The organism is Mangrovicoccus ximenensis (genome assembly GCF_003056725.1).
Classification (GTDB): Bacteria; Pseudomonadota; Alphaproteobacteria; order Rhodobacterales; family Rhodobacteraceae; genus Mangrovicoccus; species Mangrovicoccus ximenensis.
Genome location: NZ_QBKZ01000025.1, coordinates 206,372 through 231,081, shown reverse-complemented (window position 1 = coordinate 231,081; position 24,710 = coordinate 206,372). Strand labels below are relative to the sequence as shown.

Sequence of the window (24,710 nt, the reverse complement as noted above, 5' to 3'; positions counted from 1 at the left end):
TGTCATGGCGCCACATTGCCCGAGCCGGAGGCGGGACGCCAGCCTGCGCGTCGGGCGGCGCGGCCGATCGCGGCCAGCACCGCGCCGGGGGCGGAATGGTGCGGCATGGGAGCGGATCCTCGGCTGGCCGACGCAGCGCATCGTGCTGGCCCATGGGCGGATCGTCGAGGAGGAGGCGCGGGCGCATCTGGCGCGGGCGCTCGGCTGGACCGGCGCGCGGGCCTTGCATCCGGGCGGGGGCTGACGCAGAACCCGGCGCATGACTGCGATGACGCCCGATGACGTGACCCGCCTCTTCACCCGTTCCGACGGAAGCTATCTCTGTGCCCGCTGGGGCCGGCCTTTCGCGCCGATCGTCTTCGGGGTGGAGGACGCGACGCTCTCCACCATCAAGGGCGCATCGAGGCGGTGGCGCAGCTCGCCGGGCCCGGCTTGGCCGAGACCGATCCGGAGCTGGGCGCCAACCTGATGCTGTTCTTCTTCCGCGACTGGGAAGAGCTGCTGTCGGTGCCGGATCTGGACCGGCTGGTGCCGGATCTGGCGGCGCTGGTGGCGCGGCTCTCGGCTTCGGGGGCGACCCAGTACCGGGCGTTCCGCTTCGATGCGGACGGGGCGATCCGTGCCTGCTTCGCCTTCGTGCGGATGGACGCGGCGATGGCGGCGCAGCCGGCCGAGGTTCTGGCGCTGGGGCAGGCGGTGCAGGTGGCGCTCCTGTGGTCGGACACGGCCTTTGCCGCAGAGAGCCCGCTGGCGCTGCTGCCGGATGGCCGTCCGGTGCTGCGCCCGGAGATCGCGCTGGTGTTGCGCGCGGCCTATGACCCGGTGCTGCCCGCCTCGGCGGCGGATCCGTCGCATGCGCTGCGGCTCTTCGCGCGGGCGGCACGGGGGTGAGCGTCCGGCATGTCTTCGAGACCGAGGTGTTCTACGAGGACACCGACATGGGCGGCATCGTCTATCACGCGAATTACCTGAAATTCATCGAGCGCGCCCGCAGCGCCTTCGTGCGCAGCCTCGGGCTCGACCAGCTGGCGCTGCGCGAGGCGGGCACGGTCTTCGTGGTGCGCCGGATCGGCGCCGAGTTCCTGAAGCCCGCTCGCTTCGAGGAGCGGCTCGAGGTCGGGACTGCGGTGGTCTCGGCGACGGGCGTGCGGCTGGTGCTCGACCAGACGGTGCGCCGCGTTCCGCCGCAGGCGCCGACCAGGCCGCCGCCCGGTTCCTGGCGTCGCGCATCGCCGCGGTCCCGCTGTCGGGGGGCGGCGGGCGCGCCATCTGGACCCCCTCGGAGGTGGAACTCGGAGACACCTGGTCCTGGTGCGGAGAGGTCAGGAACCATCTGGGGGACCGCGTCCAGACCTGCTATTCTCTCGACCCGAAGGCGCTCGACTACGAACGGCTCACCGTCCTGCGCCGCCCGGCAGGGACGACCGAGCTCTGGTCTCTCGCGCTGGAATGCGCCCGTGCCGACTGCATCGCCAAGCGGAGCCGGATCATTGGCAGCGACGGCACGCCCGGCAGCTGGGACAGCGCGCGCGCCGTGGAAGCCCTCTGGTACTACCGCGACAATGAGGACGCCATCCGTTCCGCCTCGGCCGCCCGCAAGCTCCTGATTTCGCAGGGCGCCTCGATCTCGCCGTTTTGATCCGCAGGGCTGCGGCGCGGCCCTGCCCCGGCTCTTGCCGAAACATCGGGATTTTCCTAACCTTGCGGAACAAGACTCAATAAAAATCCGAGGCAGAGCATGTCACCCGCGAAGACCCCGATCCGGACCGCCGCTGCGGCCCGTGCTGGCGCCCTGATAGCCGCCGCGTTCCTGTTGTCCGCCCCCGCCGCCGAGGCCGCACGCATCGAGCGTGCCTGCCTGAAATCCGAGCGCTCCGCCGCATCGGCACCGCTGTGCAACTGCATCCAGCGGGTCGCCGACCAGACCCTGACCGGCTCGGACCAGCGCCTCGCCGCCAAGTTCTTCCGCGATCCGCAGATGGCCCAGGACATCCGCCAGTCCGACCGCTCGAACCACGAGGATTTCTGGCGCCGCTACAGGGTGTTCGGCCAGACCGCGCAGAAGGTCTGCCGCTGACCCCGGAGGCGGGCCGCTGACGCGGCTTGCCCCCAAGCAAGGGCCGGCAAGCTGGCCGCGCCATCTCCGTTCCGTCAGCGGAAAGCACTGCGGCCATGCCGCTCGCCTCGCCTTCGACGAGCGTCAGCAGCCGCGGCCCGAAGACCGGCTCGCCCGCAGGCTGCGGCCCGTGGCGGTCCTTCCGCGCGGCCGCGACCCGGTCGAGAAGCGGTGACGAGACGAGGCAGCGCATCAGCATGTTCTCCTGGCTGAGGATCAGCGGAAAGCCCTCGGGCACGAAGCCGTCGTTCCAGTCGCGGTCGCCGCCCAGCCCGGCACGTGCCGCGGCGCGCTCCTCCAGCGAGGCATAGATCCACAGATGGTAGATGCGGTTCAGCGCGCCGGTATCGCTCAGCCAATAGCCCGCCATCGGCAGGTGCCGCGTGACATGCTGCACGCCTTTCGTGCGGAACAGCTCCAGATAGTCCGGGGCCTTGCCGGGCACGAGGTCATAGACCCGCAATTCATGGAACATCGCCTTGTCCTCCTTGGATGTCCCCCGGTTCTAGCGGTCGGCGGCAGGCGGCTCATTGCAGCTTTGGCGGTTCCTATTGCATATCCGCGGCGGCGCCGTCCTGGCTTCCGGTCATGCGGCGGCGGTAGCTGCCCGGGGTGGTCCCGACCCGGCGGGTGAAGTAGCGGCTGAAATAGGCCGGATCCTCGAAGCCGAGCTCGTAGCCGATCTCGGCGACAGAGCGGTCGAGATAGACCAGATAGCGCTTGGCCTCGACGATGGTGCGCTCGTGCAGGAGGCCCGAGGGCGACTTGCCCGCCCGCGTGCGGCAGGCCTGGTTCAGCCGGTGGGTGGTGACGCCGAGCGCACGGGCATAATCGGCGATCGAGCGGTTGGTGCGGAACCCGTCCTCCAGCGCCTCGCGGAAGCGGCAGACCAGCGCATAGTCGCGGTCCCCGGCCGCCAGCGCCGGTTCGCCCGGCTGTGCCGCCGCGCGCATCAGGCTCGGCGACCTGCGCTCGGAAAGCGCGCTCTTCCTTGCCGCCAACGTGATCGGCGCGGCTCTGTCGGCGGCAGTCCAGGCCAGCCCGATCTGGCCGGTGCTCATGTCGGCGGGCTTCGCCTCGCTGCCGGTGCTGCTGGCCGCCTTCGCCGCAATCCCGCTCGCCGCCGCGCTCTACCTGCCGAACAGCATCTTCGTTGTGATGGCCGCGCAGGTTCTGGCGCCGACCGCGCTGGGACAGGACCATGCCACCGCGCTCGGTCTCGCGCTCTGCATCGGCTGGGCGGTGGCGATCTGCGTCAACCCGATCAGCGCCATGTCGCTGATCACCGGGCGGCTCTGCGGCGTTCCGCCGTCCCGCGTCGCCCATCGCTGGAACCTGCGCTTCGCGCTGGCCGTGACGGCCTGCGGCGCGCTCCTGATCACCGCCGTCTACCGGCTCGGCATCTGAGCCCCGGAAAGGAACCTGCCATGTCCGATCTCTCCGCCTTCGGTCCCGATTTCCCCTTCGATTACCAGGGCTGGATCTCGCATCCCGCCGGGCTGGGGCAGCTGCCGCGCGACATGGCCGGAACCCCGGTCGCGGTGATCGGGGCAGGGGCGGCGGGGATCATAGCGGCCTACGAGCTGATGAAGCTCGGCCTCCGCCCGGTGATTTACGAATCCGGCAAGTTCGGCGGCCGGCTGCGCTCGGAGACCTTCGAGGGGTCGGACGGCATCGTCGCGGAACTTGGCGGCATGCGCTTTCCGGTCTCATCGAAGGGATTCTACCATTATCTCGGGCTGGCCGGCTGCGAGACCCGGCCCTTCCCGAACCCGCTGAGCCCGGCGGCCGGCTCGACCGTGATCGACCTCGAGGGCGAGACCCATTTCGCCCGCAAGCTGTCGGACCTGCCGCCCCTTTATGCCGGCATCGCCGAAGCCTATGACGCCGCGCTGGACGAGCAGGCCGCCTTCCCCGAACTGCAGGCCGCAGTGCGCGCCCGCGACGTCGCCCGGATCAAGGCGATCTGGGACCCGCTGGTGAAGCTCTGGGACGAGCGCACCTTCTACGATTTCATCGCCGGGTCGCGGGCTTTCCAGTCGCTCGGCTTCCGCGCCCGCGAGGTGTTCGGCCAGGTCGGCTTCGGCACCGGCGGCTGGGACAGCGATTTCCCCAACTCGATGCTGGAGATCCTGCGGGTCAACCTGCTGGGCCTCGACGACGACCAGCGCTTCGTCGTGGGCGGGGTGGAGCAGGTGCTGCACCGGCTCTGGCAGGCCGCGCCGGACTGCGCCCACTGGCCGGAAGGCACGACGCTGGCCGCGCTGAACGGCGGCGCAACCCGCAGCCGCGTCGCACGGCTGCACCGCGCGGGCGGGATGATCGCGGTCACCGACCAATGGGGCAACGAGGCGGCCTATCCGGCGGTGCTGGCGACCTGCCAGACGCATCTCTTGACCACCGCGATCGACACCGAGGAGGAGCTTTTCGGCCAGAAGATGTGGATGGCGCTCGACCGGACACGCTACATGCAGGCGGCGAAGACCTTCGTGATGGTCGACCGGCCGTTCTGGAAGGACATCGACCCGGCGACCGGCCGGCCTGCGATGTCGATGACGCTGACCGACCGGCTGACCCGCGGCACCTATTTCTTCGACAACGGCCCGGACCGGCCCGGGGTGATCTGCCTCAGCTACTCCTGGATGACCGACGCGCTGAAGGTGCTGCCCTTGCCGGACGAGAAGCGGGTCGAGCTGGCACTGAAGGCGCTGGCCAAGATCTATCCCGGCGTAGACATCGCCGCGCATATCCGCGGCCGTCCGATCTGCGTCAGCTGGGAGGCGGATGCCGATTTCCTCGGCGCCTTCAAGGGGGCGCTGCCCGGCCATTACCGCTACAACCACCGCATCTACGGCCATTTCATGCAAGGGGACCTGCCCGATGCCGAGCGCGGCCTGTTCCTTGCGGGCGACGGCGTCAGCTGGACCCCGGCCTGGGTCGAGGGCGCGGTTCAGACGGCGCTGAACGCGGTCTGGGGGATCATGGCGCATCTGGGCGGCGCGAGCCCGGCGGAGAATCCCGGCCCCGGCGACCTCTGGGCGGAGCGGGGGCCGGTCGCGCTGCCCGAATGACGGTGACAGGAGAGCGATGCCGCGCCGCCAGCCTGCGGAGCCCCTCGACGGCCGCTGCCCCGGAACGCAGTCCCTGAACCAGCCGTCCTCCTGCGCAGACCCGCATCCGGCGGTCCTGCATGGCGGACGGAGCGGCTGCGTCCTCTCTCCTCCGGCGTGCCCCGGAAAGCGGGTGGCCGCGCTGCATGGCGATCCGGCGATTCGCGCCGCTTCGCGGTCCGGCAGGCCATTTCCGGAGGCCGGGCCCGCCAGAGAACCCGCAATCGGGACCCGTGCGGCGGGTCCGGCATCAGGGAACACGGCAGAACGGAGGGGCAGCCGCCATGCACCGCGAAGTCTCATCCTTTTGCAGCCCGATCAATGGCGCGGCGAAGCCTGGCCTGCCCTCTTGCCGGACGGTCGATGATGCCCCTCTCCAGCGGCTGGAGGTCCGACACGGCGCGCCGCCGACCGAGCGGCGGTGCAGGGCCGGACGGGACCTGCGCCTCCCCGGCTCGGCAGCAGCACATCGGCCAGCCCCGGCCGGGACGTTCCCCGTGCCGGGCAATGGCGCCCTGCCGCGCCTCCGGCACCGGCCGCGGCGGCCTTCCGGTCAGAGCTGCCTTGCCCGGCCCGCTCAAAACATGCGACCCTGGCGCCATGATTGTCGAGATCTGGATCAACTGTCCCTCGGAGGACGCCGCGGACCAGCTGGCACGCGGCCTCATGGAGCAGCGCCTGGTGGCCTGCTCGAACCGCTATCCCCGGATCTCCAGCCGGTACTTCTGGAAGGGAGAGGTGGTCGAGGCGGAGGAAGTGCCGCTTCTCGTGAAAACCCGCAAGGCGCTTTTCGCCGAGGCCGCGGCCGCCGCAGCCGCGCTCCACCCCTATGAAACGCCCGCCATCCTCTGTCTCGACGTGGCGGCTGCCAACCAGGACTACATCGACTGGATTTTCGCGGAGACGAAGGCGCCGGACGGCGCCGCGTGATGCCGGCCTTCCGTCACGCCGCACCGGTCCCGGGATCATAGCTGTAGCGGAACACGCAGCAGGAGGCGCCCTCCATCAGGGTCTGCGGCCGGTCCAGCGAGATCGCCGGGTCATAGCCCTCGGGGAAGGCGAAATCGCGGTTGCAGGACAGCAGGTGCCCGATCTCGCCGAGTCCCATCTCGCGGTACATCTCCGCATAGCGGCAGCGGGTCACCCGGTAGCGGAAGGACGTGTCGCCGGCCTCTTCCACCTCGATCTCCAGCGCGTCGTCCTGGGTCCAGAGCGGCTGGAGCTCCTGGAAGCTCTTCAGATCCGTGCCGCCGGGGGTCCGTGCCGCAAAGCCCCGCCCGGCCTGCAGCGCGTCCTTGCGGATCGCCGCGCCGAGGATGTCCCGGGCCTCCGCCTTGCCCAGCCGCGCACAGAGCTCTTCGTAGATCGGTGCGATGATGCCGGCCTCGATCCGGCGGCGGGCCAGAATGCCGGTCTCGCCTTCTAGGGCCGGGGCGGACTGTTCGGGGGCGTCGGACATGGCGTCTCCACGGGGCTGCTGCGCGTGGCCCCACTGTAGCCGTCCCGTCGCGGATCCGGATGCGCTGCATCGGCGCAGCCCGGCGTCAAAGGCGGCGGGCGGCTTGCCGCGGCCCGTCCTGCCGCCTAGATCGGATTCCGGTGCCCCGGGGACCATCCGCCCCGGCGGAGCGCGGCCCGGTCCAGCGCCAAGCCAGGATGTCCGAGGAGACCCCCATGCGGTTCTGGACCACGATCGGCCTTCTGCTGGTCCTTTCCATCGTCGGCCTCACCTACGAGATCGCCGCAGGCCGCGTGCTGGCCCCGTTCTTCGGCACCTCGCTGATCACCTGGACGGCGGTCATCGCTTCCGTGCTGGCGGGGTTTTCGCTGGGCAATGCGCTCGGCGGGCTCGCCGCCGAAGGCGACCGCCGCGCCGCCTTCCTGCGGATCCGCCGGGCCCTGGTGGCGACGTCGGTGCTGATGGCGCTGTCTCCCGCGGTCCTGGCGTTCCTGCATGCCGCAGGCGCGCGCGGCACAGGCGGCATGCTGGTCACGGTGCTCGCCGCCTTTTTTCCGGCATCGGTTCTGGTCAGCTTCCCGACGCCCTTCCTCGCCAAGCTCGCCGTCGAGGCGCGGCCCGGCCGCGAAGGATCGTCGCTCGGCATCGTTCTGGCGGCAGGGTCGCTCGGTGCGATCTTCGGGGCGATCTTCGCCGGCTTCGCCGCCTTGCCGTTGCTCGGCTCGGCCGCGACCTTCTCCGCCTGCGGCGCGGCGAGCCTGCTCTGCGTCCCGTTCCTGAAGGACCGCGGCGACCCCGAGGGCCCTTGCCCGCCGCCGGCGCCCGGAACATCCGGCTTCAGCGCAGGGACCCGGCCCGATCTCCCGTCACGGTATCGGCGCCTGCGGGCAACCGGCAGCGCCCCGCAGATCACGGCATGTCCTGCGGTCCGGCTTCTCGCCGAATGTCTGCGCGCGGCCGCCGCCATCCTGCCAGCCCGCCCGGCGGCTGAGCACGTCCGGCATAGAAGCTTGTCACGCGGAGGCCGCGGACGCGGAGGGCACCCCGGACAAGCGGCTTCCGGCGCCGAACAGAGTTCAGGAAAAGCCCAACAGACCGCAGCGAATGGCCGAAAAACTGGGCAAATGGCCCTGAAGGCGGCCCGTCCAGCTCCATTCCGGGTGCAGCCTTGATGAAATCCGGAACGACTTTCTCCGCGACGGCGCGCCGGAATCCACTGGCTGCATCCCGCGAACCCCGGACGAGACCGCTCTGGCGCATCGGTCGCCGCGGAGAAACCGCAACACATTACCGCCCGCAGCACGTTGTACAGGCCGGATTGCTGCCGAACGCCGCCCTTCATCCGCCCGGCGCGCGACCCTGCCCTGCGGAGCGCGTCGGCGCGCGGACGCACCGGGAGAGCCGGCCACGGAGGAACCGCGGGGATCACGCCTTGCGGCATGACCGGCGCGGCGTGGTCCCGCCCCCGAGACCGGGCGGGCATGGCGCACCAGCGCGAGATCCGGCGCGAAGTCCCGCACCGCGCGGCGGATCTCCCGGCCCGGCGTTCCCGGGGCGAAGATGCGCGGGGTGACGAAGCTCCAGTCCTCGGCCGGCTCGCGCTTCGGCACGAAGACCTCGACCTCGTGGCCGGCCTCGACCAGCGCCTTGGTGGCGAAGAACAGGTTGGTGTGAAAGCGCGGGGCGACGAACAGAATGCGGCTCATGGCGCGAGTGATGCGGCGCGCCAGGCCGCCCGTCAAGCAGGCATTGCGCGCAGCCGCCGCCCCCCGCAGCGCGCAATCGCCCGGATCCGGCGGCGCCGTTAACCCGGGATTCACCACGACGGCTAAATGGTTAACGGCATGATCCTGCGCTGTCTCGCCTGTCTTCTCCTGCTTGCCTGCGCGCCCGCGGCGTTCGCCGGGGCCTGGCCGCGCGGCAAGGGCAATGGCTTCCTCAGCTTCGCCTACGAGGAAACCGCCGCCCAGGGGACCGGGCTGGCGGCGCTCGGCTTCGGCGGGACGCCGGAGGACGATCCCGAGAGCTTCGGTTTCAGCTCGGTCTATGCCGAATTCGGCGTGACCGACCGGGTGACGCTGGGCATCGATGCCGGGATGGATCACGGGCCGGACACCTACCAGGCCATCGTCTTCGCCAGCGTGAACGTCACCCCTGCCGGATGGCGCCAGCAGGTCGCGCTGGAATTCGGCATCGGCCAGCGGGACTATCCCGCAGACGGGTTCGACGCCGCAAACCTTGCCGATCTCCGTCCCGGCGGGACCGAACCGGTGCTGCGCCCGGGCCTGTCCTGGGGCATGGGGTTCGGAACCCCGCTGGGCAATGGCTGGGCGGCCGTGGACGCGCGCATGGAACTCCGCCGGGACCATGGCGACCGCATCCCCAAGGTCGACGCCACGCTCGGTCTCGCGCCGGGCGATCGCAGCCTCGCCTATCTGCAGCTCCAGTATTCCGACTATCCGGACAATCCGCCGAACTGGCGCCTGGTGCCGACCTATGTGTTCCGCCCGCTCGACTGGCTGTCGCTGGAAACCGCGCTGCTATGGGATGCCGAAGGCGGCGACCGGGCCGGGTTGCGCGCCGGGATATGGCTGGAATTCTGAGCGCTTGCAGAATCCCCGAACGCCGCTAGCCTGCAGCCATGGCAGAGAGAGGCCCGATCCGCGACACCGATGACGATGCCCGTGCGCTGGCGCGGAGCCTGCTGGCCGGGGCACGTTTCGCCGCGCTTGCGGTTTTCGACCGCGCCACAGGCATCCCCACGGTCAGCCGGATTGCGCTGGTTCCCGGCCCGGAGGGCGCGCCGCTGACGCTGATCTCGGAGCTCTCGGCCCATACCGGCCACCTGCTGGCCGACCCGCGCTGCGCGCTACTGGTCGGCGAACCGGGCCCGGCCGGCGATCCGCTGACCCATCCGCGCATGACGCTGGCCTGCCGCGCAGACTTCGTCCGCCATGGCGATGCCGGACACGCGGCGCTGCGCAGCCACTATCTGGGCCTCTATCCCAAGGCCAAGCTCTATGCCGATTTCGCGGATTTCCTCTTTGCCCGCTTCGAGGTCAGCTCCGCTGCGCTCAACGGCGGCTTCGGCAAGGCCTACCAGCTGGCGCCGGAGGATCTGGGGCTTTAGCGCATGGAACGCCCTGGGCCGCAGCCACTGCCACGCGCCTCGAGCGTGCGCCTTGGGCGCGGTCCGCATCCAGCCGATGATCCCGGGAGAATCGCACTTCCCGGACGTCTCGACCGCCATCAGCTGCCCGCCGAAAGCCCCGACGGAGGACCGGCGGCAGGGGATGCGATCCGCTGGATCGGCTCCCGATCCTGCCATGCCTTGACCTCCGCCGCATGGCACCTCCGGTTCGTCGTCCCGGCTCGGTTTTCGTCAAGCGCCAAGTGCCTCGGACTGGCACCTGATCCGCCTTCCTGCCACCGCCTGTCCCAGCGGGCCCGGCCCGATGGTGCCGCGGCAGGAAACGCCATGTGACCTGTCCCGTGCCAATGGCCTGCGCCTCTTCCTCGAAGCGCCGGGCTTGCGGCGCAGGCCAGCCAAGACCGCCGTCCCTGCCGCACCCCTGGCGGCCCGTTCCCGGGCAGCGAGAGAACTCCGCAGAGATCCGCCGGGCTCCGGCAGGCGCAAGGCCTGCTCCATGGCGACCGGCCGCGGGCTGACCGCTCGCAAGCGATCCCTTGCGCTGCGGGCACGATCACTCCTGGTCCGCGAGCCGACGGAAAGCCCGGGCCGCGGCAAGGCTGGCAACCGGGCAGGCCGGAGCGCAGACAATGGCCGGGGTTCAGGCCGGAGTCGCCAGCCCGACCGCCGGAAGCGTCCTCAGGCCGTCGATCTTCCACGCCCCGTCCGCCTGGACCATGTCGTATTCAAGCACATGGGTCAGCCCTTCGGCATCGCGGACAAGCACCCGCTGGCGCAGCGGACGGCTTTCCGTGAGCGGCAGATAGCTGACCCGGCGCGCGTCCCAGACCATCGGAAATCCGGCCCGCATGAGCTGGCCGAAACGGTCCGCCGAGCCAAGCTGTCCGCGGATCGAGCGCGAGGCGGCAGCATAGGCCCGCGGCAGGTCCCCCGAGGCGAAGGCGGTCAGCTGGCCGTCGATCACCGAGCGCACCGCCGCGCCGCGGTCTTCCTGCGCCATGGCCATGACCGCGCTGAAGGTCGCCGTTCCCGACAGGACGGCCGTCAAACTGAGCATCCGCATGTCCGAATTCTCCTCTTGGCGGTTCAACCTATAGAGCGGGAAAGTAATGTCATCCTTAATCTGCTTCCTTGATCCGGGACATTGGTCTCGGCATGGCAGACTAGGCGGTCAAACCGCTTGCACATGAGCGGCAAGAAACTTTCCGCCCGGGCTGCCATGCCAGGAAAGCGCCGGGAGCCTGCGCCGCCGACACACCTTGGGATTGCGTTCGCCCCGGATCCCGCCGGCAGAGCTCCCCGGAGGCCATGCAGACGTCTTCAGCACCGGTCCTGTCCCGCGAAGTTGCCCGTGGCGGTACCGCCGATCCGGGCCCGATGGACAACGGCGTGACCTGACAGGCTTCGCGCAGTGGGCGGCAGCAGACCCGAGCAGGGTCACCCCGTGACACGCCGGGCGGCCCGCAATGCCCTGCTGCCGCGGCAGCCCGGTCAGCGGAAGAATGCCGCCGGCGCGCCGTCCTGGCCGAGGAGGACTTTCAGGGCCAAGGCGCCCGGCCATGTCAGGCCGGTTGCCATTGCCGCCGAGAAGGGGGGGCGGACCATCGGCGCATCTCCGGCGGCGGCCAAGGAGCGAGCCGCCGTCGTTGCCCGGACCGGGAACGCGACCGGAGGCAAATCCGGGACCGATGACGGACGCCATGGAGATCGCCGGGAGGGCAGCGGGTCGATGCCGGACCGGCCCAAGCACAGCCCCGCTGCGGACGCGAAGCCCATCGCGCTGCAGGCCCCCTGCCCGGCGCGTGGACCGATCTGCCGCTCCGGCGCCACCGGCCCGGCATGTCCGCTGCAAGCGCCGCGAATGTGCCCGGGACGGATGATCTCGAGGCCGGAGCTGCGGCTCATGCGGCCGTTGCCGGACACCGCATTTTCACCCCGAAGGACGGGACTGGATTGATCGAGGCTTTGCGCGTGCTCGAGGCCCGCCGGAGGCGGGCGGAGCGGGCATCCGTCCGGGGGCAAATGCCCCGCCGAACGGTGATGCAGGCCAGGCGGATCTCTCTGCAGATGATCGGGTCCGCGGGCGCCGCGGCCCCGGAAGCGTTCCGTGACGGCCGCGGCCAATGACCCGAATTGGGCTGGTCCGCGCCACGGCGGCCGGGCATTGGCGGCGATCACGACATGGAGATGGCTTGCCGGATCGCCTCACATCGCCGGCAGGCCGCCATCGCGAGCTGCAGGACGGGACCCGACATGGCCGCGGCTTTGGCCGCACCTGTCCGGGCACCGGAAGCCGGCCTTTGCAAGCTCGCCGGCCTGCCGGCAGACTCCGGACCCCGGAAACAGCGAACGCTGCCCGGTCCGGGCAGCGTTGCAGAGGCCTGGGCATGGCGAGCCCGTCCGGCTCCCGCGTCAGGCGGCGGCCAGCTTGCCGGCCAGGGCCTGGCGGATCAGCGCCACGGTCTCGTCGACGCCGTATAGCGCGATGAAGCCGCCGAAGCGCGGGCCCTGCGACTGGCCGAGCAGCACTTCGTAAAGCGCGGTGAACCAGTTGCGCAGCGGCTCGAACCCATGCGCCTTGCCAACCGCGAAGACCTCGGATTGCAGCGCCTCGGCATCGAGCCCGCCCTCCCAGGCGTCCAGGCGCGCGGCCAGATCCTCGAACGCGGCGCGCTCGGCATCGGTCGGCATCCGGAACACTTTCGACGGCTTGACGAAGTCCTTGTAGTACTGGACCGCGAAGCCCGCCGCGGCATCGAGGCCGGGATGGGTTTCCGGCGTCGCGTCCGGCGCGTAGCGGCGGATGAAGCCCCACATCGCGTCCTTGTCCTCGGCATGCGCCGCGGAGGCGAGGTTCAGCAGCATCGAGAACGGCACGACCATGTCGGAGGCCGGAACCTTGCCCGGACCGTGGATGTGGAAGACCGGGTTGGCCAGCTGCGCCTTCGGATCCTGCCCCGGATAGGCGGCGAGCTGCTGGTGGTACTCGTCCATCGCCTTCGGGATCACGTCGAAATAGAGCCGCTTGGCGGTCTTCGGCTTCTGGAACATGAAGTAGCTGAGGCTCTCGGTCGAGGCATAGGTCAGCCATTCATCGATCGAGATGCCGTTGCCGGTCGATTTCGAGATCTTCTGCCCCTTGTCGTCGAGGAACAGCTCGTAGGTGAAATGCTCGGGCTTCTTGCCGCCGAGGATTTCGCAGATCCGGTCGTAGATCGGCGTGTTGGTCGAGTGGTCCTTGCCGTACATCTCGAAATCGACGTCGAGCGCGGCCCAGCGGGCGCCGAAATCGGGCTTCCACTGCAGCTTCACGTTGCCGCCCGTCACCGGCAGGGTCCATTCGCGGCCGTCATTGTCGTCGAAGGTGACCGTGCCTTCCTTCGCGTCGACATGCTTCATCGGCACGTAGAGCACGCGCCCCGTTTCCGGGTGGATCGGCAGGAAGATCGAGTAGGTCGCCGCGCGCTCGTCGCGCAGGCTCTTCAGCATGACCTTCATCACGTCGTCATAGCGTTCGGCGGCGCGCAGCAGCACCTCGTCGAACTGGCCCGACTTGTAGAACTCGGTCGCGGAATAGAATTCGTATTCGAAGCCGAACGTGTCGAGGAAGCGGCGCAGCATCGCGTTGTTGTGGTGCCCGAAGCTCTCGTATTCCTCGAACGGGTCGTAGACGCTGGTCAGCGGCCGCTGCAGGTCCTCGCGCAGGCGGTCCTGGTTCGGCACGTTGCCTGGCACCTTGCGCATCCCGTCCATGTCGTCGGAGAAGCAGATCAGCCGCGTCGGGATGTCCGAGATCTGCTCGAACGCCCTGCGGATCATGGTCGTGCGCAGCACTTCGCCGAAGGTGCCGATATGCGGCAGGCCCGACGGACCGTAGCCGGTCTCGAACAGCACATAGCCCTTTTCCGGCGGTTTCTTCTCGTAGCGTTTGACCAGCCGGCGGGCCTCTTCAAAAGGCCAGGCCTTCGAGTCCATTCCGAATTCCGCCAGATCGGTCATTTTGTTCTTCATCCTGTTTGGGAGCGGCCCCGTGCCGCGCGCGCTCTCCCTATTGATCGGACCCGGCGAGGTCAATATTTAGCCCCCATGCAAGACAGGAAGGATGCCGAGTTGGCCCAGGAAGACCTGAAAGATCCGCAATCGCTCAGCCCGCAGGACGCGCTGGTGCTCCTGATGATCGCGGCCTCGGTCAGCGACGAGAACATCCGCACGGCAGAACTGGTCGCGATCCAGACCGAGGTGAACCACCTGCCGATCTTCGCCGAATACGATCTCGACCGCTTCCCCAAGCTGTCGCGGCTGGTCTTCGACCTGTTCTCCGAGGAGGAAGGGCTCGATGCGCTCTTCGGACTGGTGCGGGGCGCGCTGCCCGAGAAGCTGAACGAGACCGCCTATGCGCTGTGCTGCGACGTGGCGGCCGCGGACGGGCGGCTGCGCGAAGTGGAGCTGCGCTTCCTCGAGGAAATCCGCTACGAGCTGAAGATCGACCGGCTCGCCGCGGCGGCGATCGAGCGCGGCGCGCGGGCGCGGCACATGACGATCTGAGTCATCCCCCGAAGGGCTCGATCAGCTCGGGCCCTTCGGCACGGTTGGAATTCACCCGCGGATCGACGCGGTGCGCGGCAAAGAGGTCGTCGGGGGCGGGGCGCATCAGCCGGGCGGCGCCATGGCCTGCCTCGCCGAGCCAGAGCCCCCAGTCGGGCGCGGCCACGGTGACCGGCATGCGGTGATGGATAGGGCCGAGCGCCTCGTTTGCCTGGGTGGTGACGATGGCGCAGGTCGAGAGCGTGTCGCCTTCGGCCGAGGTCCAGTCCTGCCAGATGCCCGCGAAGGCCGCCAGATCTCCCTCGCGCGGATGGATGTACCAAGGCAGCCGGTTCCCTGCCCCGTCCTTGGTCCATTCGTAGAAGCCGCTCGCCGGGATCAGGCAGCGCCGTGCGCGGGCCGCCTGGCGGAAGGCGGGCTTTTCGGCGACGGTCTCGGCGCGGGCATTGATCAGCAGGGGCCCGTCCGAGGGCGAGGTGTACCAGACCGGCAGGAAGCCCCAGCGCAGGCTGGCCAGATGGCGGGTGCCTGCCTCGCTCAGCACCGCATGGACCGCATTGGTCGGGCAGATGTTCCAGTTCGGCAGCACCGGGAGGTCATTGGCCGGGGCCGCTCCGAAAAGCTGGACCATGGCCTCCGCGGGCAGGGTCAGGGCGAAGCGTCCGCACATGGGTCAAGCCGGGGCCGGACTCTGCCGCCGTCCGGCCCGGAGGCCCGACCTCCGGAAGTCCGGCCCGCGCCTCATTGGCGGGTGATCCGTCCGTCGGCATAGGGCTCGTAGGCGCCGTCCAGCCCGCCGAGATAGCGGGCGACGACCGATTCCAGCCCTGGGCCGAAATCATAGGCATTTTCCGCCATCTCGAACATCCGGTAGCCGTCGCCGCCGTTGCGGACATAGTCGTTGGTTACCGCCAGATAGGTGGCCTCCGGGTCGATCGGAACCCAGTCGCCGCCGTCCTTCACCAGCACCTCGGTGACGCGGCCCTCGTTCGGGCCGATCGCCGGGTCCCAGGAGAATTTCAGCCCGGCGACCTGCGGGAAGCGGCCGGCGCCTTCCTCGACCTGGCTGACGCCGTTTTCAAGCGCATCGGTGATCATCGCGCCGGTGGCCTCGAAGGTTGCCAGCGTGTTCTGGAAGGGCAGAACAGCGAGCACCTCGCCCATGGTCACCTCGCCCTCGTCGATCGAGGCGCGCAGCCCGCCGCCATTGGTGATCGCGATCGTCACGCCCTGGTCCGCCACCGCGTCGAGCATTGCGTCGGCCACCAGGTTGCCCATCGGACATTCCCCGGAGCGGCAGCTTTCGCGCTGGCCGTCGACGGCCGCGGCGGCGGTGCCGACCACCTGCGCCTTGATCTCCTCGAGCGGCGCCGCGTATTCGGCGACGAGCGCGGCAGCATCGGGATCGGGCGCCACCGACGCGTCGAGCGGGATCGTGTCGCCCACTGCCGAGATGACCTTGCCCGCGTCGTCGAAGGTGAGCGCCAGATGGCCGACATAGCGCGAATAGGCCATCGCCTGGACGATCGGCACCTCGCCGATCATCAGCGGATAGGGCCCGGCGGCGCCTTCGGCGGTGTTCGACAGCAGCGTGTGCGAATGGCCGCCGACGATGGCGTCGAGCCCGGCGATCCCGGCCTCGGCGATTTCCACGTCCCGCGGCAGGCCGACATGGGTCAGAGCGACGACATGGGTGATGCCCTGCGCCTCGAGCGCGGCGACATCCTCCGCGATGGCATCGATCTCGTCGTTGAAGAGCACGTTGCCGCCCGGGCTCGAGGTGTCGACCGTGTCGGTCGCCAGCGCCGAAACGATGCCGACCTTCACCCCGCCGAGGTCGATCACCACCGTGTCGGAGAGATCGCCCGCGAGGCTCGGCTCGGCGGAGACGTCGAGATTGCCGGAGGTCAGCGGAAAATCGACCATCCCGAGGAACTTCGACAGGTTGTCCGGCCCGTCGTCGAATTCGTGATTGCCGACCGCCATCGCGTCGAAGCCGATCATCTCCATGAAGGCGGCCTCGACCTCGCCCTTGTAGGCGGTGTACATCATCGAGCCCTGGAACTGGTCGCCGGCATCGAGCACCAGCACCTTCTCGCCGTCGAGCTCCGCCCGCAGCTCGTCGATCTTGGCCTTCACGCGCGCCACGCCGCCGAAGCATTCCCCGGCCGCGTCCTCCTCGGGCGAACAGGTGGAGTTGTACTTGTTCACCGGCTCGATCCGGCTGTGCAGGTCGTTGATGTGCAGGATGTGGATCGTGGTATCGGCCGAGGCGGCCGTGGCGGCGGCCAGCGCCAGCAGGGACAATGAATTCTTCAGCGAAAATCGGAGCATGCGCGCCTCCATCTACGGCATTTCCGGCGATGTTAATCGTCCCTCCGCCGCCGGGGCAAACGTTTTGCGGCCGCCCGGGACGCGACGCGCGCGCGCGCGCCCCCTTGACCAGGCCCGGCGCAGGCGGCACGAGGGGCCATGCGGATCTACAAGATATTTCGTGCCCCCGAATGGGCGGCTCTGGAGCAGGACGGAACCACCGGCGGCGCGCCGGTGGATCTGGCCGACGGGTTCATCCATTTCAGCACCGCCGCCCAGGCGGCCGAGACCGCGGCGAAGCATTTCGCCGGGGCAGACGGGCTGGTGCTGGCGGCCGTGGAGGCCGCGGCGCTGGGGGAGGCGCTGAAATGGGAGCCCTCGCGCGGCGGGCAGCTCTTTCCGCATCTCTACCGCGCGCTCGCGCGGAACGAGGTGGCCGAAACCTGGCCGCTGCCGCTCGGCGACGACGGGCTGCATGCATTTCCGGAGACAATGGCATGACGGTGCTGGAACGGGCGGGGCTGGCGGTCCTGCAGAAGATGGAGCCGGAAACGGCGCATGACTGGGCGATCTGGGCGCTGGAGCGCGGCCTCGCGCCGCTGCCGCGCAAGGTGTCGAGCCCGCGGCTGAAGACCCGGCTCGGCGCGCTGGAGCTCGACAATCCGCTGGGGCTGGCGGCGGGCTTCGACAAGAATGCCCGCGCCCTGCCCGCGCTGATGAAGGCCGGGTTCGGCTTCGTCGAGGTCGGCGCCACCACGCCGCGGCCGCAGCCCGGCAACCCGAAGCCGCGGCTGTTCCGTCTGCCCGAGGACCGCGGCGTGATCAACCGCTTCGGCTTCAACAACGAAGGCGCGGAGGCGATGGCGGCGAAGCTGGCCGCGCGTCCTGCGGGCGGCGTTCTGGGGCTCAATCTCGGCGCCAACAAGGACAGCGAGGACCGCATTCCCGACTATGTCGCGGTGCTCGAGGCCTGCGGTGCGCATGTCGATTTCGTCACCATCAACGTGTCCTCGCCCAATACCGAGCAGCTGCGCGACCTGCAGGGCAAGAAGGCGCTCTGGGCGCTGGTCACCGAGGTGATGCAGGCGCGCGCCGAACTGCCGGGCACCCACCGGCCGCCGGTCTTCCTGAAGATCGCGCCGGATCTGAAAGAGGAATCGCTCGCCGACATCGCCGAGGTCGCCGCCGTGTCGAGCCTGAACGGCATCATCGCGACCAACACCACGATCTCGCGTGCGGGACTGGCGGGCCGCCACCGCGGCGAGACCGGCGGGCTGTCGGGCGCGCCGCTCTTCGAGCGCTCCACCGCCGTCCTGGCACGGCTGCACGAGCTGACCGGCGGCAAGCTGCCCTTGATCGGCGTCGGCGGCATCGCCTCGGCCGAGGATGCCTTCGCCAAGATCGCCGCCGGGGCAACCGCGCTCCAGCTCTATTCCGCGCTGGTCTATGAAGGCCTGTCGCTGGTGCCGCGGATCCTCGAGGGGCTCGACCGCAAGGCGCGCGATCTCGGCCTCGACAACATCGCCGAGGCGCGCGGCCAGGAAGCCCATCTATGGTCGGCGAAATTCCGGGATTGATGCCATAGGCCGATGAAACCGCAGCGCCCCGCCTGTTTCCTGCTCGTCCTGCTGATGCTGGTCTCCGGCATCAGCTTCGGCGCGGCGCGGGGCCAAGCGCGGGCCGCCGGGCAGATCGTGATCTGCACCGGCGGAGCGGCGGTCACGGTCAGCGTCGATGCCGCGGGAAACCCGCTGCGCGAGGTGCATCTGTGCCCCGACGGCATCCTTGGCGCGCTGGCGGGGCTGATGCCGCCCGCAGGGGGGGGCAGGCCCGTCCAGCTGACAGGCCAAGCCTTCCGACAGCACGCACATGCCCAAGCCGGACGTGCCAGCCGCGCGCCGATGGGACGCGCGGCACCCCGCCAATCGCCGCCCGGATGGACAGCGGACGGCCTGCCCTGCCTCTCCGGAGCGGCAGGACAGCGGAGTTCGGGGCATCCGGGAGCGTGCCTCTCCTGCACCGGATTGCGGCACAGCATTCACCGGACAGGACCAGCCGGGCGCACCGCATGCGGCAGGTCCGGGCCGGCATGAGCCGCGCGGCTTCCGCCGGACATCCGGGAAGCGCAGTTCATGGCCGCGCAACCTTGCGGCCCGGAGAGGAAACGGACATGGGGCACCAGCATTCGGGATCGGCAGGACGGCCTGGCGATCCGGTCCGGATCATGGCTGGGCCTGTCCATTTGGCGCAGCCCGCCCCCGGTTTCAAGCCAAAGCAGTCCCGGACAGTGCAGCGCCGCAAGGTTCCGCCACGTCGCGGGTCCTGAGACCCCGCTGCCGAAAGGGACTGCGCTGCACGCTGATCGCCCCAGCGGCAGCCTCGGACCCCGCTCTGCCTTGACGGCACTGCCGCGCTTCGCGGCGCGCAGGCCGCTGGCCCCGGCGCATGGCACGCCGTCGAGGCGGCCGGGCTCTATGTGCCGGGCGGGCTGGCGAGCTACCCGTCTTCGGTGCTGATGAACGCGATTCCCGCCGCGGTCGCCGGGGTGGAGCGGCTGGCGATCTGCGCGCCGACGCCGGGCGGCCAGGTCAATCCGCTGGTCCTCTTGGCCGCGCGGCTGTCGGGCGTGGACACGGTCTACCGCATCGGCGGCGCGCAGGCGGTGGCGGCAATGGCCTACGGCACGGAGACCGTCAAGCCGGTGGACAAGATCACCGGACCGGGCAACGCCTTCGTCGCGGCGGCCAAGCGCCGGGTCTTCGGCAAGGTCGGCATCGACATGATCGCCGGGCCGTCCGAGATCCTGGTGATCGCCGACCGGGACAACGATCCCGACTGGCTCGCCATCGACCTGCTGAGCCAGGCCGAGCATGACGAAAGCGCCCAGTCGATCCTGATCACCGACGATGCCGAATTCGGCCGCGCCGTCGCGGCGGCGGTCGACAAGCGGTTGGAAACGCTGGAGCGGCGCGTGATCGCCGCCGCCAGCTGGCGCGATTTCGGTGCGGTGATCACCGTGCGCGATCTCGGCGAGGCTGCCGCGCTGTCGGACCGGATCGCGCCCGAGCACCTGGAACTCTGCGTTGCCGATCCCGAAGCGCTGTCGCAGAAGATCCGCCATGCCGGCGCGATCTTCCTCGGCGCCTGGACGCCCGAAGCCATCGGCGACTATGTCGGCGGGCCGAACCACGTGCTGCCGACGGCGCGCTCGGCGCGGTTCTCCTCGGGGCTGTCGGTGATGGATTTCGTCAAGCGCACCACCCTGGCCCGGATGACCCCCGGCGCGCTGGCCGCGATCGGCCCGGCTGCCGAGACCCTGGCCAAATCCGAAAGCCTCGAAGCGCACGGGCTCTCCGTCCGGGCGCGGCTGGACCATCTGAACGAGGGGGCAGAATGACCGACAGGCTGTCGCATATCGAGCTCGATCTCGGCGAGGCGCCGCCGCCCTCGCCGGAACTGCAGCAGGAGCAGCAGGTCGCGATCTTCGACCTGATCGAGGAAAACAGCTTTGCCCTGCCGGGCGCGCCCTCGGGGCCCTACAACCTGACGCTCGGGCGTTCGGGGTCGCGGCTCAGCTTCGACCTGGCGGCGTCCGGTGCGCAGGCGGCGCAGTTCGACCTGTCGCTCGGGCCGCTGAGGCAGATCGTCAAGGATTACGGCCAGATCTGCGCCAGCTACTACGAGGCGGTGAAGACCGCCGGGGCGGCCGAGATCGAGACGCTGGACGATGCCCGCCGCGGTATCCATCACGAAGGCGCGCGCGAGCTGCGCGAACGGCTGGAAGGCAAGGCCGAGGTCGATCCCGAGACCGCGCGCCGCCTGTTCACCCTGGTCTGCGTTCTGCTGTCGGAGGACCGCCCGTGACGGTCGAGCTCCGCCCGCTGACCGGGGCCGAGCTCGAAGGCGCGCTGGACGGACTGGCGCAGCTCAGGATCGAGGTTTTCCGGGCCTGGCCCTATCTCTATGACGGCGATGTCGCTTATGAGCGCCGCTATCTGGCGGGCTATGCCGACACGCCGGACGCGATTCTCGTCGGTGCCTGGGATGGCGCCCGCCTGGTCGGCGCGGCGACCGGCCTGCCGCTGGCGGCGCATCGCGCGGCCGAGGCACGCCCGGCATGGACGGCGCCCGCAGCGCCCATTTCGTCCGTTCCGACAGCGCATTGGCCGTGATCCAGGCGGCGCCCTCCTCGGGCCAGCCATTCGGCCCGTCGGGCTCGCCCCAGCGCTGGCCCATGAACCACATCGGATGCATCAGGTCGCGCAGGATCTGCCTAGGCGTCTCCTTCGCCGCCGCCGGCAGCGCCTGCGGATCCGCGCCGAGCGCGCGCAGCCCGCTGGTCACGTAATCGACCGGCCGCTTGACCTTGGCCAGCTCCGGCGCCCAGGCGGCGGGATGCGACAGCATCGCCTCGTAGACCTGCATCAGGTCGCCGCCGCTGTCGCGGTAGCGCGCCGCCATCGCCGCCACCAGATCCTCGCCGGGCGTGTCGGAGACGAAATGCACCGCCAGCTTGCGGCTCAGATGCGCCGCGGTGTCGGGATGCAGCGCGAGGTAGTCGAGCGCGTTCAGGATGTCCTGCAGCCGGTCGCGGCGCGGACTGGAGGAAAAGCCCAGCACATGCTCGGCCCCCGGCTCCGCCCGGTTCGGCTGGAACACCATCTCCATCTCGCCGGTAATGTTCAGCCCGGCCAGCAACTCGGCCATCTCGCGGACATCCTGCTGGCCGTACTGGCCGCCGACGCCCAGCGTGTGCAGTTCCAGGAGCTCCCGGCCGAGATTCTCGTTCAGCCCGAAGCGCCGCCCCGGCCGGTTTTCCGCCAGCCTGGAGCCTGGCCCGACCGAGCTGTTCTGGTTGAGATACTGCAGCATCACCGGATGCAGCGCCGCCGCCTTCAGCAGGTCGGCAAAGCGCCCGGCGACATGCGGCCGGATCGCGTCCTCGACAAAGGTGTCGACACGGTGGCGCAGGAAGACCCCGCGCCCGGCCGCGGCGAAATGGTCGGCCCAGAACAGCACCAGCCGCTCGCGGAACCCGTCCGGGGCGGCGATGCCGCGGGCGACGGTGGCGGCGATCGCCTCGATCCAGTGCTGGCGTTCGGCCCTGCGGATGGTGCGGCCCATCTCGGCGATCTCGGGCAGGGCGAGCTCGGGGCCGATGCGGCCGGCGAGATGTCGCTGCCCTTCGCGGCGTCGGACGATTTCGGCGTGGAGCGCGGCCGCGCCGTGGTGACGCTCGATCTCGATGCCGTCGACCGCCGCTATGGCCGCGCCGCCGATCCCGAGCCGCGCGAGCCCCTGGTGATCGACCTGCCGATGCCGATCTCCGGAGACCGGGCGGAGTTCGAGGAAATCCTTGCCGAGAACCTGTCGGAACACCCTTGGGCCAACCTGCCGGTGACGATGCGGCTGGAGGTCGAGGACGCCACCGCCCAGACCGGCCGGTCCGAGCCGGTCTCGGACGTGCTGCCGGGGCGCCGCTTCTTCGTGCCGCTGGCCAAGGCGATCATCGAGCAGCGCCAGGCGCTGTTGTGGAACCGCGCCAATGCCGCCGAGGTGGCGATGGTGCTGCGGGCGGTGTCGCACCGTCCCGAAGGGCTGTTCAAGGCGGAGACCGACTATCTGCGGCTGCGCTTTGCGGTGCGCGGGCTCGAGGCGGCGCTGCAGCACGGGCCGGGGCTGGGCGAGGAGACCCGCGACGAGATCGCGGCAGCGCTCTGGGATCTGGCGCTGAGGATCGAGGATGGCGACCTGTCGAACGCGATGGACCGGCTGCGCCGCGCGCAGGAGCGGCTGAGCGAGGCGATGCGCAACGGCGCCTCCGAGGAGGAGATCGCCGAGCTGATGCAGGAGCTGCGCGAGGCGATGCAGGACTACATGCGCCAGCTTGCCGAGCAGCAGCAGGAGCAGGGCCAGCAGCAGGCGCAGAACCAGCAGTCGATGGAGATCACCGGCGACCAGCTGCAGGACATGCTCGACCAGCTGCAGCAGCTGATGGAGGAAGGCCGGATGGCCGAGGCGCAGCAGCTCTTGGACATGCTGAGCCGGATGATGGAGAACATGCAGATCGCCCAGGGCCAGGGGCAAGGCCAGCCGAGCCCGGGCCAGCAGGCGATGAACGAGCTGCAGGAGATGCTGCGCGACCAGCAGGACCTGTCGGACGAGAGCTTCCGCGAACTGCAGGACCAGTTCAACCAGGACGGCCAGCAAGGGCAGCAGGGCCAGCCGGGGCAACAGGGCCAGCCGGGACAGCCCGGCCAGGGCCAGCAGCAGGGCGAGGGCCAGCCGGGGCAGGGCCAGCCCGGGCAGGGCGGCAGCCACCGCGGCCAAGGAAGTGCTGGAGGCCCGGGTCCGCGACCGCACCCGCGAACTTTCGGCGGCGAACGAACAGCTGCGCCACGAGGTGGCCGAGCGCAAGGAGGCCGAGGCGCAGCTGAAGGCGGCGCAGGCGCGGCTGGTGCAGGCCGGCAAGCTCTCGGCGCTCGGCGAGATGTCCGCCGGGATCAGCCACGAGCTGAACCAGCCGCTGATGGCGATCCGGTCGTTTTCCGAGAATGCCCAGCTCCTGCTCGAGCGCGGCCGCACCGAGGTCGTCGCGCAGAACCTCGCGCGGATCACCGAGCTCGGCGACCGCATGGCGCGGATCATCCGCAATCTGCGCGCCTTCGCCCGGCAGGAGAACGCGCCGGTGCGTGCCGTCGATCCGGTGCGGGTGATCAATGCCGCGCTGGAAATGTCGGAGACCCGGCTGCGCGAGAGCGGCGCCGATCTCGACTGGGAGCCGCCCGCCGCGCCGCTGCGGGTGATGGCGGGCGAGGTGCGGCTGCAGCAGGTGGTGACCAACCTTGTGCTGAACGCGCTCGACGCAATGGCGGGTGCGGGCGGCACGCTGAGCATCCGCGCCGAGCCGGTGGCGCAGGGCGTGCGCATTTCCGTGGCCGACCGCGGGCCGGGACTGGCGCATCCCGACCGCATCTTCGACCCGTTCTATACCACGAAGGAGGTCGGGCCGGGCGAGGGCATGGGGCTCGGGCTTTCCATTTCCTACGGGCTGGTGCAGAGCTTCGGCGGCAATATCGAGGGGCATAACCGCGACGGCGGCGGCGCGGTCTTCACCGTGACGCTGCCCGCCCCGGAGAAGGAGGCGGCGGCATGACGGAAGAGGTGCTTCTGGTCGAGGACGACCCGCTGGTGCGCGAGGCGCTGGCGCAGACGCTGGATCTGGCCGAGTACAAGGTCCATGCCGCGGGCAGCTTCGTCGCCGCCAAGGACGTGATCGCGCCGGAGTTTCCCGGAGTGATCGTCACCGATATCCGCATGCCGGGCCGCGACGGATTCCATCTGCTCGACTATGCCCGCGCGCAGGACGGCGAGCTGCCGGTGATCCTGCTGACCGGCGAGGGCGACATCCCGATGGCGGTCCGCGCGATGCAGGACGGCGCCTTCGATTTCCTCGAAAAGCCCTGCGATCCGAAGACCCTGCTGGCCAGCGTCGAGCGGGCGATGAAGCTGCGTGCGCTGGTGCTGGAAAACCGCGCGCTGAAGCGGCGGCTGACCCGCGGCGACCATGCGGCCCGGATGATCCCCGGCAAGAGCGCGGTGGCGCAGAACTACCGCGACCGGCTGCGCGCGGTGGCGGCGGCCGGGCAGGGGTGGGCAGGCGGAACTTGCGGATGCCGTTGACCAGAGCGGCGGCCGCCGCCAGCGGAACGGCGACCAGGCCGACCCAGACGATCTCGATCGCGGCGACGTCATGCAGGCCCAGCATCACCACGGCGCAGGCCGCCAGGGCCACCGCCCAGAGCTGCCAGAAACAGCGCAGCATCCGCTCGGCCAGAAGGCCCGCGCGGGTCAGCGCCAGCGTGCCGCGCAGGCGGTCGGGGATCGGTTGGGACTCGGTCTTGTCGTCGGGCAAGGCGCGCTCCGCTGTCTCTTGCCCAGAAGGTCGGGCAACAGGTTTCGGAAACGATAACGCGGAATTGCCCATCGTCAAAGAGGCGGCTTGGCCGCCCTCTC

General features: G+C 70.0%; 21 protein-coding genes and 7 pseudogenes. 18 read left to right on the top strand and 10 right to left on the bottom strand.

Features of this window, described 5'->3' with window-relative positions:
• The first annotated feature begins 268 nt into the window (after positions 1–268).
• From C7T91_RS28940 to C7T91_RS28930, 4 genes and pseudogenes are all read left to right on the top strand, one after another.
• Positions 269–891: pseudogene (locus C7T91_RS28940) on the top strand (hypothetical protein).
• A pseudogene (locus C7T91_RS37385) lies at positions 888–1,178 on the top strand (YbgC/FadM family acyl-CoA thioesterase); the annotation flags it as partial. The pseudogenes C7T91_RS28940 and C7T91_RS37385, both read left to right, overlap by 4 nt.
• A 107-nt stretch (positions 1,179–1,285) precedes the next feature.
• Entirely contained in the window at positions 1,286–1,639 is a 354-nt protein-coding gene (locus C7T91_RS37380; RefSeq protein ID WP_236638615.1) for a hypothetical protein, read from the top strand.
• A gap of 99 nt (positions 1,640–1,738) precedes the next feature.
• Complete coding sequence (locus C7T91_RS28930; RefSeq protein ID WP_108263324.1) at positions 1,739–2,077, top strand: hypothetical protein; 339 nt, start codon at positions 1,739–1,741, stop codon at positions 2,075–2,077.
• Between the two features lie 220 nt (positions 2,078–2,297).
• Here the strand turns inward: C7T91_RS28930 and C7T91_RS40175 are convergent.
• Positions 2,298–2,591: pseudogene (locus tag C7T91_RS40175) on the bottom strand (NIPSNAP family protein); the annotation flags it as partial.
• Positions 2,592–2,664: 73 nt separating this feature from the next.
• Positions 2,665–3,177 carry a helix-turn-helix domain-containing protein gene (locus tag C7T91_RS28920; RefSeq protein WP_145963064.1) on the bottom strand — a complete coding sequence of 171 codons (513 nt, stop codon included), beginning with the start codon at positions 3,175–3,177 and terminating at the stop codon, positions 2,665–2,667.
• Between C7T91_RS28920 and C7T91_RS28915 the strand changes: the two genes are divergently transcribed.
• The 3 genes from C7T91_RS28915 to cutA all read left to right on the top strand — a co-directional run bounded on the left by C7T91_RS28915 (position 3,170) and on the right by cutA (position 6,156).
• Positions 3,170–3,523, top strand: coding sequence for a hypothetical protein (locus C7T91_RS28915; protein ID WP_145963063.1), 354 nt, complete (start codon positions 3,170–3,172; stop codon positions 3,521–3,523). The two genes, C7T91_RS28920 and C7T91_RS28915, sit on opposite strands and share 8 nt — an antisense overlap.
• Before the next feature lie 20 nt (positions 3,524–3,543).
• Positions 3,544–5,187, top strand: a complete 1,644-nt coding sequence (locus C7T91_RS28910) for a flavin monoamine oxidase family protein (protein WP_108263321.1) — start codon at positions 3,544–3,546, stop codon at positions 5,185–5,187.
• Positions 5,188–5,826: 639 nt separating this feature from the next.
• Positions 5,827–6,156: a divalent-cation tolerance protein CutA gene (cutA, locus tag C7T91_RS33045; RefSeq protein ID WP_161556156.1), complete on the top strand. Its 330-nt coding sequence runs from the start codon at positions 5,827–5,829 to the stop codon at positions 6,154–6,156.
• 13 nt (positions 6,157–6,169) lie between these two features.
• Here the strand turns inward: cutA and C7T91_RS28900 are convergent, their stop codons facing one another.
• Positions 6,170–6,685 (bottom strand): L-2-amino-thiazoline-4-carboxylic acid hydrolase, encoded by a 516-nt coding sequence (locus tag C7T91_RS28900; protein ID WP_108263319.1) that lies wholly within the window; start codon positions 6,683–6,685, stop codon positions 6,170–6,172.
• 215 nt (positions 6,686–6,900) lie between these two features.
• On the opposite strand from C7T91_RS28900, the gene C7T91_RS34030 reads away from it, so the two are divergent.
• Entirely contained in the window at positions 6,901–7,857 is a 957-nt protein-coding gene (locus C7T91_RS34030) for a fused MFS/spermidine synthase (protein ID WP_201742294.1), read from the top strand.
• On the opposite strand, the gene C7T91_RS31965 is transcribed toward C7T91_RS34030, so the two are convergent.
• Entirely contained in the window at positions 7,762–8,391 is a 630-nt protein-coding gene (locus C7T91_RS31965) for a hypothetical protein (RefSeq protein ID WP_145963062.1), read from the bottom strand. The two genes, C7T91_RS34030 and C7T91_RS31965, sit on opposite strands and share 96 nt — an antisense overlap.
• Before the next feature lie 126 nt (positions 8,392–8,517).
• Here C7T91_RS31965 and C7T91_RS28890 point away from each other — a divergent pair, with 126 nt between their 5' ends.
• Together C7T91_RS28890 and C7T91_RS28885 are read left to right on the top strand one after the other, a co-directional pair.
• Entirely contained in the window at positions 8,518–9,288 is a 771-nt protein-coding gene (locus C7T91_RS28890) for a hypothetical protein (RefSeq protein WP_145963061.1), read from the top strand.
• Positions 9,289–9,326: 38 nt separating this feature from the next.
• Positions 9,327–9,815, top strand: coding sequence for a HugZ family pyridoxamine 5'-phosphate oxidase (locus C7T91_RS28885; protein ID WP_108263317.1), 489 nt, complete (start codon positions 9,327–9,329; stop codon positions 9,813–9,815).
• 661 nt (positions 9,816–10,476) lie between these two features.
• Here C7T91_RS28885 and C7T91_RS28880 read toward each other — a convergent pair.
• Positions 10,477–10,893 carry a DUF4864 domain-containing protein gene (locus C7T91_RS28880; protein ID WP_161556155.1) on the bottom strand — a complete coding sequence of 139 codons (417 nt, stop codon included), beginning with the start codon at positions 10,891–10,893 and terminating at the stop codon, positions 10,477–10,479.
• A 1,355-nt stretch (positions 10,894–12,248) separates the two neighbouring features.
• A complete protein-coding gene (locus C7T91_RS28875; RefSeq protein WP_108263464.1) occupies positions 12,249–13,835 on the bottom strand; it encodes a lysine--tRNA ligase in 1,587 nt (528 codons plus the stop codon).
• 174 nt (positions 13,836–14,009) lie between these two features.
• Here C7T91_RS28875 and C7T91_RS28870 point away from each other — a divergent pair, with 174 nt between their 5' ends.
• Positions 14,010–14,381 (top strand): tellurite resistance TerB family protein, encoded by a 372-nt coding sequence (locus tag C7T91_RS28870; RefSeq protein WP_236638604.1) that lies wholly within the window; start codon positions 14,010–14,012, stop codon positions 14,379–14,381.
• Between the two features lies 1 nt (position 14,382).
• On the opposite strand, the gene C7T91_RS28865 is transcribed toward C7T91_RS28870, so the two are convergent.
• Together C7T91_RS28865 and C7T91_RS28860 are read right to left on the bottom strand one after the other, a co-directional pair.
• The gene (locus C7T91_RS28865; protein ID WP_108263314.1) at positions 14,383–15,051 is read right to left on the bottom strand and encodes an SOS response-associated peptidase; all 669 of its coding nucleotides are present in this window, start codon (positions 15,049–15,051) and stop codon (positions 14,383–14,385) included.
• A 71-nt stretch (positions 15,052–15,122) separates the two neighbouring features.
• Positions 15,123–16,715, bottom strand: coding sequence for a bifunctional metallophosphatase/5'-nucleotidase (locus tag C7T91_RS28860; protein WP_236638579.1), 1,593 nt, complete (start codon positions 16,713–16,715; stop codon positions 15,123–15,125).
• Positions 16,716–16,853: 138 nt separating this feature from the next.
• On the opposite strand from C7T91_RS28860, the gene C7T91_RS28855 reads away from it, so the two are divergent.
• From C7T91_RS28855 to C7T91_RS28840, 4 genes and pseudogenes are all read left to right on the top strand, one after another.
• Positions 16,854–17,195, top strand: a complete 342-nt coding sequence (locus C7T91_RS28855; RefSeq protein ID WP_108263312.1) for a DUF952 domain-containing protein — start codon at positions 16,854–16,856, stop codon at positions 17,193–17,195.
• A complete protein-coding gene (locus C7T91_RS28850) occupies positions 17,192–18,271 on the top strand; it encodes a quinone-dependent dihydroorotate dehydrogenase (RefSeq protein ID WP_108263311.1) in 1,080 nt (359 codons plus the stop codon). Before C7T91_RS28855 ends, C7T91_RS28850 begins: the two co-directional genes overlap by 4 nt.
• Positions 18,272–19,140: 869 nt before the next feature.
• A pseudogene (gene hisD / locus C7T91_RS28845) lies at positions 19,141–20,091 on the top strand (histidinol dehydrogenase); the annotation flags it as partial.
• Positions 20,088–20,558, top strand: coding sequence for a UPF0262 family protein (locus tag C7T91_RS28840; protein WP_108263310.1), 471 nt, complete (start codon positions 20,088–20,090; stop codon positions 20,556–20,558). The pseudogene hisD and the gene C7T91_RS28840, both read left to right, overlap by 4 nt.
• Positions 20,559–20,621: 63 nt before the next feature.
• On the opposite strand, the gene C7T91_RS37370 is transcribed toward C7T91_RS28840, so the two are convergent.
• Positions 20,622–21,818 carry a DUF1800 domain-containing protein gene (locus C7T91_RS37370; RefSeq protein WP_456237878.1) on the bottom strand — a complete coding sequence of 399 codons (1,197 nt, stop codon included), beginning with the start codon at positions 21,816–21,818 and terminating at the stop codon, positions 20,622–20,624.
• A 48-nt stretch (positions 21,819–21,866) separates the two neighbouring features.
• On the opposite strand from C7T91_RS37370, the pseudogene C7T91_RS37365 reads away from it, so the two are divergent.
• The 3 genes and pseudogenes from C7T91_RS37365 to C7T91_RS28820 form a co-directional block, all read left to right on the top strand.
• A pseudogene (locus C7T91_RS37365) lies at positions 21,867–22,934 on the top strand (DUF4175 family protein); the annotation flags it as partial.
• 94 nt (positions 22,935–23,028) lie between these two features.
• The gene (locus C7T91_RS28825) at positions 23,029–23,850 is read left to right on the top strand and encodes a sensor histidine kinase (protein WP_108263309.1); all 822 of its coding nucleotides are present in this window, start codon (positions 23,029–23,031) and stop codon (positions 23,848–23,850) included.
• Positions 23,847–24,341 (top strand): annotated as a pseudogene (locus tag C7T91_RS28820) (response regulator); the annotation flags it as partial. The gene C7T91_RS28825 and the pseudogene C7T91_RS28820, both read left to right, overlap by 4 nt.
• 61 nt (positions 24,342–24,402) lie before the next feature.
• On the opposite strand, the pseudogene C7T91_RS38785 reads toward C7T91_RS28820, so the two are convergent.
• Positions 24,403–24,519 (bottom strand): annotated as a pseudogene (locus C7T91_RS38785) (hypothetical protein); the annotation flags it as partial.
• Positions 24,520–24,710: the final 191 nt, after the last annotated feature.

Excerpts from the sequence above, each read along its gene's own strand:
- C7T91_RS28900 (WP_108263319.1), bottom strand. The coding sequence starts at position 6,685 with ATGTCCGACGCCCCCGAACAGTCCGCCCCGGCCCTAGAAGGCGAGACC.
- C7T91_RS28875 (WP_108263464.1), bottom strand. The coding sequence starts at position 13,835 with ATGACCGATCTGGCGGAATTCGGAATGGACTCGAAGGCCTGGCCTTTT.
- C7T91_RS28855 (WP_108263312.1), top strand. The coding sequence starts at position 16,854 with ATGCGGATCTACAAGATATTTCGTGCCCCCGAATGGGCGGCTCTGGAG.
- C7T91_RS31965 (WP_145963062.1), bottom strand. The coding sequence starts at position 8,391 with ATGAGCCGCATTCTGTTCGTCGCCCCGCGCTTTCACACCAACCTGTTC.
- C7T91_RS28885 (WP_108263317.1), top strand. The coding sequence starts at position 9,327 with ATGGCAGAGAGAGGCCCGATCCGCGACACCGATGACGATGCCCGTGCG.
- C7T91_RS28850 (WP_108263311.1), top strand. The coding sequence starts at position 17,192 with ATGACGGTGCTGGAACGGGCGGGGCTGGCGGTCCTGCAGAAGATGGAG.
- C7T91_RS28870 (WP_236638604.1), top strand. The coding sequence starts at position 14,010 with ATGATCGCGGCCTCGGTCAGCGACGAGAACATCCGCACGGCAGAACTG.
- C7T91_RS34030 (WP_201742294.1), top strand. The coding sequence starts at position 6,901 with ATGCGGTTCTGGACCACGATCGGCCTTCTGCTGGTCCTTTCCATCGTC.
- C7T91_RS37370 (WP_456237878.1), bottom strand. The coding sequence starts at position 21,818 with ATGGGCCGCACCATCCGCAGGGCCGAACGCCAGCACTGGATCGAGGCG.
- C7T91_RS28920 (WP_145963064.1), bottom strand. The coding sequence starts at position 3,177 with ATGAGCACCGGCCAGATCGGGCTGGCCTGGACTGCCGCCGACAGAGCC.
- C7T91_RS28840 (WP_108263310.1), top strand. The coding sequence starts at position 20,088 with ATGACCGACAGGCTGTCGCATATCGAGCTCGATCTCGGCGAGGCGCCG.
- cutA (WP_161556156.1), top strand. The coding sequence starts at position 5,827 with ATGATTGTCGAGATCTGGATCAACTGTCCCTCGGAGGACGCCGCGGAC.
- C7T91_RS28930 (WP_108263324.1), top strand. The coding sequence starts at position 1,739 with ATGTCACCCGCGAAGACCCCGATCCGGACCGCCGCTGCGGCCCGTGCT.
- C7T91_RS28880 (WP_161556155.1), bottom strand. The coding sequence starts at position 10,893 with ATGCTCAGTTTGACGGCCGTCCTGTCGGGAACGGCGACCTTCAGCGCG.
- C7T91_RS28890 (WP_145963061.1), top strand. The coding sequence starts at position 8,518 with ATGGTTAACGGCATGATCCTGCGCTGTCTCGCCTGTCTTCTCCTGCTT.
- C7T91_RS28860 (WP_236638579.1), bottom strand. The coding sequence starts at position 16,715 with ATGCTCCGATTTTCGCTGAAGAATTCATTGTCCCTGCTGGCGCTGGCC.
- C7T91_RS28910 (WP_108263321.1), top strand. The coding sequence starts at position 3,544 with ATGTCCGATCTCTCCGCCTTCGGTCCCGATTTCCCCTTCGATTACCAG.
- C7T91_RS28865 (WP_108263314.1), bottom strand. The coding sequence starts at position 15,051 with ATGTGCGGACGCTTCGCCCTGACCCTGCCCGCGGAGGCCATGGTCCAG.